The sequence below is a fragment of the Pseudarthrobacter enclensis genome, assembly GCF_030811655.1.
Lineage (GTDB): Bacteria > Actinomycetota > Actinomycetes > Actinomycetales > Micrococcaceae > Arthrobacter > Arthrobacter enclensis_A.
On the sequence record NZ_JAUSRE010000012.1, the window covers coordinates 134,852 to 147,745 of the forward strand.

General features: G+C 65.5%; 8 protein-coding genes and 2 tRNA genes. 2 read left to right on the plus strand and 8 right to left on the minus strand.

What is annotated here, in order from left to right:
- Nucleotides 1-119: 119 nt before the first annotated feature.
- From J2X98_RS13010 to bcp, 6 genes are all read right to left on the minus strand, one after another.
- Complete coding sequence (locus tag J2X98_RS13010; RefSeq protein WP_141941990.1) at nucleotides 120-3,344, minus strand: efflux RND transporter permease subunit; 3,225 nt, start codon at nucleotides 3,342-3,344, stop codon at nucleotides 120-122.
- A gap of 70 nt (nucleotides 3,345-3,414) precedes the next feature.
- Complete coding sequence (locus J2X98_RS13015) at nucleotides 3,415-4,917, minus strand: malate:quinone oxidoreductase (protein ID WP_141941988.1); 1,503 nt, start codon at nucleotides 4,915-4,917, stop codon at nucleotides 3,415-3,417.
- A 79-nt stretch (nucleotides 4,918-4,996) separates the two neighbouring features.
- Nucleotides 4,997-6,664, minus strand: coding sequence for an ABC transporter substrate-binding protein (locus J2X98_RS13020; RefSeq protein WP_307308749.1), 1,668 nt, complete (start codon nucleotides 6,662-6,664; stop codon nucleotides 4,997-4,999).
- A gap of 162 nt (nucleotides 6,665-6,826) precedes the next feature.
- Nucleotides 6,827-7,519 carry a fasciclin domain-containing protein gene (locus tag J2X98_RS13025; RefSeq protein WP_307308750.1) on the minus strand — a complete coding sequence of 231 codons (693 nt, stop codon included), beginning with the start codon at nucleotides 7,517-7,519 and terminating at the stop codon, nucleotides 6,827-6,829.
- Between the two features lie 228 nt (nucleotides 7,520-7,747).
- A tRNA-Leu gene (locus J2X98_RS13030) sits at nucleotides 7,748-7,829 on the minus strand.
- Nucleotides 7,830-7,920: 91 nt separating this feature from the next.
- Complete coding sequence (gene bcp / locus J2X98_RS13035) at nucleotides 7,921-8,394, minus strand: thioredoxin-dependent thiol peroxidase (protein WP_141941984.1); 474 nt, start codon at nucleotides 8,392-8,394, stop codon at nucleotides 7,921-7,923.
- A gap of 96 nt (nucleotides 8,395-8,490) precedes the next feature.
- Here bcp and J2X98_RS13040 point away from each other — a divergent pair, with 96 nt between their 5' ends.
- Nucleotides 8,491-8,949 (plus strand): MarR family winged helix-turn-helix transcriptional regulator, encoded by a 459-nt coding sequence (locus tag J2X98_RS13040; protein WP_307308785.1) that lies wholly within the window; start codon nucleotides 8,491-8,493, stop codon nucleotides 8,947-8,949.
- A gap of 278 nt (nucleotides 8,950-9,227) precedes the next feature.
- On the opposite strand, the gene J2X98_RS13045 is transcribed toward J2X98_RS13040, so the two are convergent.
- Both J2X98_RS13045 and J2X98_RS13050 read right to left on the minus strand, forming a co-directional pair.
- Nucleotides 9,228-9,303: transfer RNA gene (locus tag J2X98_RS13045), tRNA-Lys, on the minus strand.
- Nucleotides 9,304-9,639: 336 nt separating this feature from the next.
- A complete protein-coding gene (locus J2X98_RS13050) occupies nucleotides 9,640-10,779 on the minus strand; it encodes a sunset domain-containing protein (RefSeq protein ID WP_307308752.1) in 1,140 nt (379 codons plus the stop codon).
- 259 nt (nucleotides 10,780-11,038) lie between these two features.
- Between J2X98_RS13050 and ilvD the strand changes: the two genes are divergently transcribed.
- The gene (gene ilvD / locus J2X98_RS13055; RefSeq protein ID WP_307308755.1) at nucleotides 11,039-12,760 is read left to right on the plus strand and encodes a dihydroxy-acid dehydratase; all 1,722 of its coding nucleotides are present in this window, start codon (nucleotides 11,039-11,041) and stop codon (nucleotides 12,758-12,760) included.
- Nucleotides 12,761-12,894: the final 134 nt, after the last annotated feature.

Consider the following 12,894-nt stretch of genomic DNA (forward strand, 5'->3'; position numbering starts at 1 on the left):
TGCCTTCTCCAACGCGCCCGCACGTGGATTATTCCCGGCGGGGGGCTGCAGGCAGGTGCGCCTGGAACAGCTGATGCCCGCACTGCTGAACGGTACGGGCATCAAAAGAAGGGACGTTGTTACTCTGCGCCGCCGGGTGCGGCGCGCCGGCCGCTGAGTTTGGGGACCTGGCCGGTGGTCCAGTCCCTGAACCCGGCATCGACGTCGGGCCCCGGGCCGGGTGCGGGCGGGATCTGCAGGTCCTTCAGCAGCGCCTTCTTCTCGCGGCGGCCCTCCACCAGCCGGTACAGCACCGGGACCAGGATCAGGGTCAGCGCGGTGGAAGACACCAGGCCGCCTATGACGACAACGGCAAGCGGCTGCGAGATGAAGCCGCCGCCGCCCGTGAGGCCCAGCGCCATGGGGGTCAGGGCAAAGACCGTGGCGAGTGCCGTCATCAGGATGGGGCGGAGGCGCTGCCGGGCACCGTTGGTGATGGCATCAGCGACGTTCATTCCCGGCCGGCCGTCACGCGGTTGCCGGTACTGGTTGATCAGGTCGATCAGCACAATGGCATTGGTCACCACGATGCCCACCAGCATGAGCATGCCGATCAGGGACGGCAGGCCCAACGGAACTCCGGTGACCAGGAGCAGGGCCACGGCGCCGGTGGCCGCAAAGGGAACAGAGACCAGCAGGATCAGCGGCTGGATGAGGGACTTGAAGGTGGCCACCATGATCACGTAGACGATGGCGATGGCCGCCAGCAGGGCGAGGCCCAACTGCCGGAAGGAATTTGCCTGCTGGGTGGTGGCGCCGCCGATTTCAGCGGTGACCCCGGCCGGGAGGTGGACATCAGCCAGGCGCTTTTGGACCTCGCTGTTGACGGCGCCCAGGTTGGAGCCCGACGGCGTGATGGACACCTTCGCGGTGCGCTCACCGTTGCTGGCGGTGATGGAGACGGGGACGTCCACCTGCTCCACGGAGGCGATGCTTCCCAGCGTCACCGGCCTTCCGCCGGCGGGCAGCGGGATGTTCCGGACGGCGTCGATGCTGGTGAACTTGGTGCCCTGGCCAATCCTGACGGGGTAATCATTGGTGTCGATGCGGACCGTCCCGGCGGGGATGGGGCTGATGGTGGAAGCCAGGACACCCGCCACCTGCTCCTCGTTCAGTCCGGCAGCCGTGGCCTTGGCCCGGTCCACCTTGACCTGGACCACGGGGTTGCTGGCGGCCAGGTTGCTGGCCACCTCGCTGGTGCCGGGAACGCCGGTCATGGCGGCAACCATGGTGTCGCTGGCAGTCTGCAGGTCGCCGCTGGTGGCAGCCTTCAGCGTGATATCCACGGTAGAGGAGGTGCCGAAGCCGCCCTGCTGGGTGCCCACTGAGATTTTGCCGGAATCGGGGACCTTGGCGAGCTCGGACCGGACAGTGTCCTGGAGCCGTTCCTGGTTGGCCTTTTCGTCCGTGACAACGGTGAAGGTGGAGTTTGAGGATCCGGTGGAGGTCAGCGCGGCGAAGCCGGCCTGCGCATTGCCCGACGTCACCTGGACGTCCTTGATGCCGTCGATGCCGCGCAGGACCTCCTCGAGGCGGATGGCAGCGGCGCTGGTGTCAGCCAGGCTGGTCCCCGCGGGCAGGACCTGGCGCACGGTCAGGCTGTTCTGCCCTGAATCGCCCAGCAGGTTGGTTGCCAGCAGCGGTGTCATGGCGCCGGTGGCACCGAGCACCAGGACGGCGGCCACCAGGGTGATGACCGGGTGTTTCTGGGTGGACCGGAGGATGGGGAGGTAGCCGCGCTGCAGGCGGCTGCGCTGTTCGGCGTCGTGTGCTTTCGCTTTGGCCTCGATGGCGAGCCGCCGGGCCTCGGCGGGACCTCCTCCCGGGGCGCCCTTGGGGTTTCTGAGGAACCAGTAGGCCAGCACCGGGACGATGGTGAGGGACACCAGCAGCGATGCCAGCAGCGCCATGGTGACGGTCAGGGCAAACGGCCGGAACAGTTCTCCGGCCAGGTCGCCGACGAAGGCAATCGGCAGGAACACGGCCACCGTGGTCAGGGTGGAAGCCGTGATGGCGCCGGCCACTTCCCTGATCGCGGTGAGGATCGCCGTCGACTTCTCCTCGCCGTAGCTCAGGTGCCGCTTGATGTTTTCGATGACCACGATGGAGTCGTCCACCACGCGCCCGATCGCTATGGTGAGCGCGCCGAGCGTGAGGATGTTCAGCGAGTAGCCGGTGCCCGACAGTCCGATGAAAGTGATGAGCAGAGACAGCGGGATGGACACGGCGGTGACCAGCGTGGAACGGGCGGACATCAGGAAGAGCAGGATGACCGCGACTGCAAACCCCAGCCCCAGGAGGCCTTCCGTGGTGAGGTCCCTGATGGACTTCTCGATAAACGGCGCCTGGTCGAAGACCGGCGTGAACTTCGCGTTCGAGCCCAGCTCTGCCTGGAGGTCCTGCAGGGAGTCCCGCACGGCGTGCGAGATCGCCACGGTGTCGCCCTCGGGTTTCTTGGTGACGGAAACTGCCAAGGTCTCCGCCCCGTTGGTGCGGGTGATGGAGGTGCGTTCGTCGTCCTTGAGCGAGACGTCGGCAACCGCCCCGATGGTGGCGGCATTCTTCGCCCCGGCCAGGGGAAGGGCCTTGATGGCGTCGAGGGAATCCACCGGACTGCCGATCTGCAGCGAGAGGGTCTTTCCCTGGTCCTGGAGTGTGCCGGCCGGAACCAGCGCACCGTTGTTGGACAGGGCATCACGTATGGCTGTGAGGCTGGTGCCTGCGGCCGCCATGGCGTCGGCCCTGGGCAGGATTTCGATGTGCTGCGAAGCGCCGCCGGTGACATCGGCACTGCGGACACCGTCGATCTTCTGGAGCCTGGGCACGGTGAGGCGCTGGAGGTCGGCGTTCAGTTCGCTCAGCGGCTTGTCCGAGGATACGGCCAGGAAGACGATGGGGAAGTCACTGATGCTTCCCGCAATGGCCTGCGGCTGCACGTCGCTCGGGAGGGTCCGCTTGGCGTTGGAGATGGCCCGGTCGATCTGGTTCCGGGCCCGGTCCAGGTTGGAACCATAGGTGAACACCATGGTGATCTGCGAAACACCGGTGCGCGACGTGGAGGAGGTGGATTCCAGCCCCTCCACGCCGTTCAACGCCTTCTCGAGCGGACCGCTGACCTGCTTGTCCACCACCTCGGGCGATGCACCCGGCATGGAGCTCAGCACCGTGATCTGCGGGAACTCAATGGAAGGAATGAGCTCCTGCTTCAGCGATGACATGGTGATCACGCCGAAGACCGAGGCGAAGACGGTGATCAGCGCGATCAGGGCCCGGTTCGCCAGGGATAGGTGTGCCAGCCGGAACATGGGTGGTCTCCTGGGGGTCTTAGTGACTGGTTCATGCCCTGGGGGGTGCCAGCCGCTGGCCCCGGCAGGGTCAGTGGCTGGCGGAAACGCTCTCCAGCTGGAGGGACTTGGCCGTTGCCCGTTCCAGTTCCGCGGCGAGGTCCGGATTCTCATCCAGCTTCACCCCGTAGCCGGGCATCATGTCCTTGAGCTTTGACTGCCAGCCCTTGAAGTTCCTGGGGAAGGTCTTCTGGAGCAGCTCGATCATGATGGGGACAGCGGTCGAGGCTCCGGGCGAGGCGCCCAGGAGCGCGCCGATGGAGCCGTCACGGCCGGCGATCACTTCGGTGCCGAACTGAAGGATGCCGCCCTTTTGCGGGTCTTTCTTGATGATCTGCACACGCTGGCCGGCGGTGATGAGTTCCCAGTCCCCGCCCTTGGCCTCGGGGTAGTACTCGCGCAACGCCTCGACCTTCTGGTCGTGCTTCTTGACCACTTCCTTGACCAGGTAGGCGGTGAGGTCCATGTTGTCCTTGGCCACAGCCAGCATCGGGATGATGTTGCCCGGGCGGATGGACAGCGGCAGGTCCAGGTAGGAGCCGTTCTTGAGGAAGTTGGTGGAGAAGCCCGCGTAGGGGCCGAACAGGAGCGAGCGCTTCCCGTTGACGTACCGGGTGTCCAGGTGCGGGACCGACATGGGAGGAGCGCCCACGGACGCCTGCCCGTAGACCTTGGCGCTGTGCTGGGCGGCGATGGTCTCGTCCGTGCAGCGGAAGAACTGGCCGGAAACGGGGAAGCCGCCGTAACCCTTGCTTTCCGGGATTCCTGAAGCCTGCAGCAGGTGCAGGGCACCGCCGCCGGCACCGACGAAGACAAACTTGGCATGGATCTTGCCGTGTTCCCCGGACCTGGGGTGCTTCAGCGTCAGGTCCCAGCCGCCGTCGGAGGCCCGGGTGATGCCGGTGACGTCGTGGCCGTAGTTGATCTCGACGCCGTTGTTCCCCATGTAGGTGGTCAGCTCGCGGGTGAGTGCGCCGAAGTCGACGTCGGTGCCCTCGGCGGCACGGGTGGCGGCGATGCGCTGTTTGGGATCACGGCCCTTGACGATCAGCGGCGCCCACTTGGCGATCTGGGCGGGGTCTTCGGAGTACTCCATGCTGCGGAACAGGGTGTGCGGCTTCAGGGCCTCGTACCGGGTCTTCAGGAAGCGGGTGTGGTCCTCGCCGATCACGAAGCTCATGTGCGGAACGGTGTTGATGAAGCCCTTGGGCGAGCCGATCAGGTTGTTGTCCACCAGGTGGGACCAGAACTGCCGGGAAAGCTGGAACTGCTCGTTGATGACCAGTGCCTTGGCGGGGCTGACCGAGCCGTCTTTGGCTGCGGGAGAGTAGTTGAGTTCGCAGAGCGCGGCGTGGCCCGTTCCCGCGTTGTTCCAGGGATCTGAGCTTTCGAGGCCGGGCTGGTCCAGCCGTTCGAACAGGGAGATGCTCCAGTCCGGCTCCAGCTGCTTGATGAATGCCCCCAGCGTGGCGCTCATGATGCCGCCGCCTATCAGGACAACGTCGGCGTGTGGGGTCTTGGAAATGAAGGTCACGATCAGTCTCCGATTGCAGCGGCTCTGGCTGTCACAGAATATCCCCGGGCAGCCCACATACTGAAATTGGGCCAGCCCGTCAAGGCTTTAGCTGGACCTTGGTAAAAACTTCATTTAAGACCGGTGACGCCGGGTAGCTCAGCACCCTGTCCGACAGGGCAAGCGCCGAGATGGGAAATGCGATGGGAACTGCCGGTACGGTAGCGGCGATCTGCACGTTGATGGTGTGATAGAGGTCATCCCGCTCCTTGCCATCGGGCAGGCTCCGGGCACGGTTGATCTTCGAAAATACCTGCGGGTCCTGGTATCCGAACTCGCCGTTTTTCTCCCCGAAGAGCGGGCCCACGAAGTTGTCCGCGTCCGAATAGGAACCGTTCCAGCCAAGGATGTGGAAGGCGTGGTCGCCGGGGGTCTTGACCTTCTGGAGGTAGCCGTCAGACCAGTCCACCGGCACCGGCTTGATGTTGAAGCCGACGGCGACGAGCTGGCGGCTGAGTTCGGCATAGACCTTTTCCGGCGTGGGCAGGTAAGGCCGGGTGACGTTCAGGGGGTAGTAGAACTTCAGTTCCTCGCCTGCGTAGCCACCGTCCTTCAGGTATTCCTTGGCCTTTGCCGGGTCGTGCCCCAGTTCGGGGGCATCGTTGTTGAAGCCGCTGATCTTGGGCGGGACAAACTGCGTGGCCTTGGCGGTGTTGTCGATGAAGAATTTCCGGATCAGGGTTTCCTTGTCGACCGCAAGCTCCACCGCCTGCCGGATCTTCTGGTTTTGGAGGATAGGGATGTCCTGGTTCATCCCGAGATACATCACTGAGAACGGGTCGCGCTGCACAATCTGCTTGCCGCGCTTTACCAGTTGGTCGAAATTCCCCACGGTCACGGCGTCATATCCGTCGATCTTGCCGTCCAGCAGCGCCTGCAGCCGTGTCTGGGGCTGGTTATAGGCAAGGAAATTGATGGTGGCGATCTGGCCGCGGTCACCCCAGTAGGTCTTGTTGCTGGACAAGGTGACGCTGTCGCTGCCCCAAGCCGCCAGGGTGAAGGGGCCGGTCCCTACAGGGTGTGTGGCGAACAAGGACATGGCCTGGCCGCCCTTGGTCTGGTCCAGGACGTCTGCCTTTCCGGCGGCCAGGGCTGCGGGGGACGCGATTGCGAAGGCGGGCAGGGTCAGGGCCTGGAGGAACGCGGTGAAGCGCTGGGTGAGGTCGATCTGCACGGTGTCGGGGGCCACGGCGGTGCAGCTTTTGAAAATGGACAGGCCCGGCTCGTCCGAGTGCGCCTTGAAAACCCCTTTGAAGGAGCTGCCCGGTGCCTGCTTCCGGAGCTCGGGGGAGAAAGCGAACCAACGGTTGAAGTTGGTGCAGACGGCATCGGCGTTGAACGGGGTGCCGTCCTGGAAGGTGACGCCCGTGCGGAGCTTGAACGTATAGGTCCTGCCCTCGTTGGAGTCTTTCCATTCGGTGGCCAGGAGAGGAGTGGGTTTGCCGGTGGTCTGGTCCACGCCCACCAGGCCTTCGAGGATTTGCCGCGTGATGCGCTGGGATTCCACGTCATTGGACAGCGCGGGGTCCAGTCCAAGGGGCTGGGCGGCGGTACCGAAATTGAAGGTGGCGTCGGGTTCAGCGGGTGGGGAACTGGGTGTTCCGGGTGTGGGGGAGGGGGACGGGACCCCTGTGCACGATGTCATGCCCAGCGCCATGAGGACGGCGCCGGCTTTTATGACCGTCCGCCGCGGTGTACTGCTGGGCACTCGATTATCACCTCTGGATGCTGCCGGCTCCGCCTCTTGCGGGCCGGGACCAGTCTAGAGGACGGGAAATGGAGCTGGCCCCTGGGCGGCGACTGGCGCGCCGAAAGCCGGGTCCGCTGGTTGCCAGCGGACCCGGCTCTGCTTGGGGGGCCTTGAAGGGGCTTACTTGGGCATGAGGACCGAGTCGACCAGGTACACGGTTGCGTTCTTGGTCTTGACGCCGCCGCAGATGACGTTCGCGTTGTCCACCTTGAGGTTGTTGCCGCTGCCGGTCACGGTCACGGAACCGCCTTCAACCGTTGCGTGCGTTCCGGCGATCTTGTCCGGAGTGATCTGGCCGGGCACTACGTGGTAGGTCAGGATCTTGCTCAGGAGGGCATCGTCGGTCTTGAGGGTATCGATGGTGGCGGGATCAATCTTCTTGAAAGCGTCATCCACCGGTGCGAAGACCGTGAACTCGCCACCGTTGAGGGTGTCCACCAGGTTGACCTTGGGGTTGAGCTTGCCGGAAACGGCAGCGGTCAGGGTGGTCAGGATCGGGTTGTTGGAGGCTGCCACGGCTACCGGGTCAAGCGCCATGCCCTGCACCGAACCGGCGCCGGTGGGAACCTGCTTGGCATAGGCGGCGCAGCCCGGGCCTACCAGGTTTGCAGCCGGATCCATCATGCCTGCCGACGAGCTGGCCGAAGCACTTGCGGACGGGGATGCCATGCTGGTGCTGGGGGCCGATGACATGGGCGCCGACGACGCCGACGATCCTGCGGTGCTGCCCGAACCACCGCAGGCGGTGAGGCTGAGCAGAGCGGCCGCTGCAACGCCTGCGACGGTGAAAGTGGTGCGCTTAATGGTCTGCATTTTCAGTTCTCCTTGGATCGTTTGCCTGCCGCCCGGACGGTGTGCGCGGCGTGCAGTCTGCCTTTTCGGTAAGCACCAACCCTTGGCTGGTGTCTCAATGGCTATTCGCCCGGTAGCCGGCTGCGGATGGGTCGATCTTTGGAGTTTTTCGATTCGGGGCATGAACCGTGCCGGGACGGCTTTGCTTAAAGCAGGAATCCCCCGGCCGGAGCCGGGGGATTCGCCAGGTGCGCAAGGGGGGACTTGAACCCCCACGCCCGAAGGCACAGGAACCTAAATCCTGCGTGTCTGCCAATTTCACCACTCGCGCAAGGCGCCGGGGATCGCCGGAAGGACGACGCCGGATGCCAGGTTCCATTGTAGCGTCGCCCTGACGGTGGCCGGGGCAGCCGCTCGACGAGTCAGGCGTCCAGGTTGAGGTCCCGCCGCAACTTGGCCACGTGGCCGGTGGCGCGGACGTTGTACTGGGCCACCGCCACGTTGCCGTCGGGGTCCACCACGATGGTGGACCTGATCAGGCCCTCGTAGGTCTTGCCGTAGTTCTTCTTTTCCCCCCATGCGCCGTAGGCCTCGGCCACCGCGTGGTCGGCATCGGAGAGCAGCGGGAACGTCAGGGATTCCTTTTCGGCGAATTTCGCGAGCTTCCCCACGGGGTCCGGGGAGATGCCAAGGACGTCGTACCCGGAGGCCTGCAGGGAGGCAAGGCTGTCCCGGAAGTCGCACGCTTCTTTGGTGCAGCCGGGAGTGGCGGCGGCGGGGTAGAAGTAAACGATGGTGGAGCGCCCGGGCCGGGGGGCCAGGGTGACGTCCTTGCCGGTGGAATCCTGCAGTGTGAAAGCGGGTGCTTTGTCGCCGGTAACGAGTCTTTCAGCCATTGTTTTTCTCCTTGTTGCGGGCGGGACACAACAGCCTAGTAAGCAGGTGGACCGAGTGCTAATCGGCGTTTGGCTATACTTGCTGCTATGCCTGATATGGATCACTGGCCCACAGGGCGCCTCCTGTCCACTGCTGCGCGCCTGGTTGAACACTCATGGAACGAGAAACTCGGCGCCATTGGACTCACCCACGCCGGTGTCATCGCCATCGAAGTCCTTGCGGCGCAGGGACCCATGACGCAGGCCCAGCTCGCCCAGTACGTGCGCGTCCAGGCCCAGACCATGGGCAAGACGCTCAGCCGGCTTGAAGCCCACGGCCACATCGCCCGGGTGCGCAGCACGTCGGACCGGAGGAGCCACGTAGTCTCGCTCACCGAGCAGGGCAAGGAGGCGGTCGCCCAGGCCGTGGAGATGGAGCGGTCGGTGCTGGCCTCGGCGTCAATCGACCCTGAATTGCTGCGCCAGGAACTCAAGGCCGTCGTGCGCGAACTTGCCAGCCAGTTCTCCACCACGCCAAGTAACGCCGGAGCGCTGCTGGACAACGCAGCCAAGTAGCTGGCAGTGCAATACACCAACTAAGTGAAAGCGCGGGCCCGGTCCAACCGGGTCCGCGCTTTTTTGTCCCCGCCGCACCGCGCGCCGTCGTTCTTCTGCCCGTACACCATCGATTGCTCCGTAAATGCCGTTTAGGGGCGTCTAAACGGCATCTACGCAGCAATCGATGACGGGGGACCGGGGGCGGGGCCGCGAAGACGGGGAGCACTCGAGGAGGCGCAGGGGGAAACAAAACAGCCCCCGACTTGTTTTCACAAGCCGGAGGCTGTTTTTCCCAGTGGTGCACCCCCCGGGACTTGAACCCGGAACCCATTGATTAAGAGTCAATTGCTCTGCCAATTGAGCTAGAGGTGCATCTTCTTTGCTTCCATCTCCGGGCTTTTTCTTTCCCGTTGATCTCCGCAACGACATGAAACTCTACACGAACTTTTGGTGCAAGTGAAATCGGCGGAGCCGGCAGGCCTGGACTCAAGGAAAAGGGCCCAAAAACCGCGAAAAATCAAGGTTTTCGCTGTTCGTCAGGAGCCACGGCCGTCCCATCGGAGCACGAATTGCGTATCGGCCCCACCCATCGATAGCTGTGAAATGGGCCACAGGTTGCCCATGCCATTTCCAGGAAAGGGGCACTGCCCATAGCGCTCGCCACGGCGGCGTCCAGCGAGGCGGCGCCAGCGGGCCTTCTTCCTGCTGCTAGAGCCTCTTGCGGCGCGGCGCGCGGAAGCCGGCGGCCTCGGCGTGCGCAGTGGATTCAAACCAGACTTCCGCGCGGGTCTGCTCGTAATCCGGGTGTCCTTCCTCGTAGTACACCATCGCGGCTGCGTCGCCCTTGACGGTGTAGTCAGCCGGTCCGCTCCCGTCGGGGCCAGGGGCGGCTGACCCTGCCCCGTACGGCTCGTCGGCCGCCAGGTGGCCGCCGGGCTCGGTGACGGCCGTTCCCTCTGCCGTACCCAGACCGTGCCCGATGCCCTGCTCCTGCCCGGAGGGCCGGCGGTGGTCCGCCCCGTTCTCGACCAGCGCGGAGGACTGCGCCCGCTCCAGCGTTTCGGCCGTTCCCGCGTCACTCCGGGCCTCTGTCGGTGCCGCCGTCTCCTGCTGGACCGCTGCCTCATGCCTGTCCGCCGTCGACCGGGCTGGCTCTCCGGCGGATTGTCCAGCACCGGCAGTGCGGGCGTCGTCCACGCTTTCGACGGCGGCGGTTTCGGCGCCGGGAAGCGTAGGAGCGTGCGGTGCCGTGTATTCGTCGTGGTGGACAGGCCGGGCTGACGGTGTTCCTCCGGCGGCCACTGCGTGCTGGCCGGCCGGCGGGGGAGTTGCCGCTTCCGGAGCCTCCGATGGCGTTGCCGCGCCGGCTGTGGCGGAGGAACCTGACCGCGGCCCGGCTCCTGCCTCCGACCACTGGGTTTCCCACTCCGCCTGGTCCGCTGCCTGGTCGGCCCCGCCGGCCTGGTCCTGGCGGCCTCGTTCCCCATGATCCATGCCGGCGTCGGAAGCTCCCTGCACGGCCGCTCCGGCTGCGGTAGCTGCCCGCGCCCCGCCGTCCGAAGTGGCGGAGGATTCCGCAGGCTCGTCGGCCGTGGCCGGCGCCGAAGGTTCGGCCGGCTTGCCGAATCCCGCCGCCGTCGGGATGCCGGTGGTGCCCACAGCCTCCGCGGACGCCGCGGCGCTGCCGCCGCCCAACGCTCCGCCGGGCCGGGCCGGCTCTGGACGTGCTGTATCAGTCCGTGCTGCCCCAGACGTGCCGGACGGGTTGGCTGCCTTGCTGCGGTTCAGCAACCACCAGATGATTACGGCGACGACAACAATGAGGATGATCCAAAAAAGAATGTCCATGGCAAGCCCTTCGGTAACGGTGGATGGGTGTCCTGTCCCTGACGCTACGTCGGGCCACCACCGCTGTCCAGAGAGACAGTCGGGCCGTGCAGAAAGTGCCTCCAGGCGTGGTTTCAGGAGGACAGGGGGTAATTGAAGGACTTCAGGCGTCCCAAACTCCGTGCGCGGCTCGACCGTAGGGCCGGTCATATGCGGCAGTTGGACTTAATGCGTGCAGGGCTGTCGTGTCCGCCACACTGGGAGCCCTAGACTTTCCCCTATGAGTGAGAGCCGTACCGCCGCCAGTGGGAACAAACCTGACATCAAGCCGCGCAGCCGCGTTGTCACCGACGGGATCCACGCCGCACCTGCCCGCGGCATGTTCCGCGCGGTCGGCATGGGCGATGACGACTTCGCCAAGCCCCAGGTGGGTGTTGCGAGCTCCTGGAACGAAATCACTCCCTGCAACCTGTCACTGAACCGCCTTGCACAGGGCGCAAAGGAAGGCGTCCACGCAGGCGGCGGCTTCCCCATGCAGTTCGGCACCATCTCCGTGTCCGACGGCATCTCCATGGGCCACGAAGGCATGCACTTCTCCCTGGTTTCCCGCGAGGTCATCGCCGACTCGGTCGAAACGGTCATGCAGGCCGAACGCATCGATGGATCCGTCCTGCTGGCCGGCTGTGACAAGTCCCTGCCCGGCATGCTCATGGCCGCCGCGCGCCTGGACCTTGCCAGCGTCTTCCTCTATGCCGGCTCCATCATGCCCGGCTGGGTCAAGCTCGAGGACGGCTCGGAGAAGGAAGTCACCCTGATCGATGCCTTCGAGGCCGTGGGCGCCTGCGCCGCGGGCAGGATGAGCATGGAGGACCTGACCCGAATCGAAAAAGCGATCTGCCCGGGTGAAGGCGCCTGCGGCGGCATGTACACGGCCAACACGATGGCCTGCATCGGCGAGGCCCTGGGCATGTCCCTCCCCGGCTCCGCCGCCCCGCCCTCGGCAGACCGCCGTCGTGATGAGTTCGCACGGAAGTCCGGCGAAGCCGTGGTCAATCTCCTGCGCCTGGGCATCACTGCCCGGGACATCATGACCAAGAAGGCCTTTGAGAACGCCATTGCCGTCACCATGGCCTTCGGTGGTTCCACCAACGCGGTCCTGCACCTGCTGGCCATCGCACGCGAAGCCGAGGTGGAGCTCACCCTTGACGACTTCAACCGCATCGGCGACAAAATTCCGCACCTGGGGGACCTGAAGCCCTTTGGCCGCTACGTGATGACCGACGTCGACCGGATCGGCGGCGTGCCGGTGATCATGAAGGCACTGCTCGACGCCGGCCTGCTGCACGGCGACTGCCTCACCGTGACGGGCAGGACAGTCGCGGAAAACCTCGAGGCGATCAATCCGCCGGATGTTGACGGCAAGATCCTGCGCGCCCTGGACAATCCGATCCACAAGACCGGCGGCATCACCATCCTGCACGGCTCCATGGCTCCCGAGGGGGCTGTGGTCAAGAGCGCCGGATTCGACGCCGACGTCTTCGAAGGCGCCGCCCGCGTCTTTGAGCGTGAACAGGGCGCCCTCGACGCGCTGGACAATGGCCGGATCAAGGCGGGAGACGTCGTCGTCATCCGCTACGAAGGCCCCAAAGGCGGGCCGGGCATGCGGGAAATGCTGGCCATCACCGGTGCCATCAAGGGTGCCGGGCTGGGCAAGGACGTCCTGCTCCTCACCGACGGCCGGTTCTCCGGCGGGACAACCGGCCTTTGCATCGGCCACGTCGCGCCGGAAGCGGTCGACGGCGGCCCCATCGCCTTCGTCAAGGACGGCGACCGCATCCGTGTGGACATCGCCGCGCGCACCTTCGATCTGCTGGTGGACGAAGCAGAACTCGAGTCCCGGAAGGTGGGCTGGGAGCCGCTGCCTGCGAGATACACCAAGGGTGTCCTGGCGAAGTACGCCAAGCTGGTCCACAGCGCGTCAACCGGCGCTTACACCGGCTGACGCCTTCCCCTTTCGTGGGGGGGGGGGGGGGGGGCGGGGGGGGGGGGGGGGGGGGGGGGGTGTTTAGCGCAGCCCGGGGCGGGGGGGGGGGGGTGGGAAAGTAAACCTGGGGGTGGGGGGCGTTTGTGGGAAAG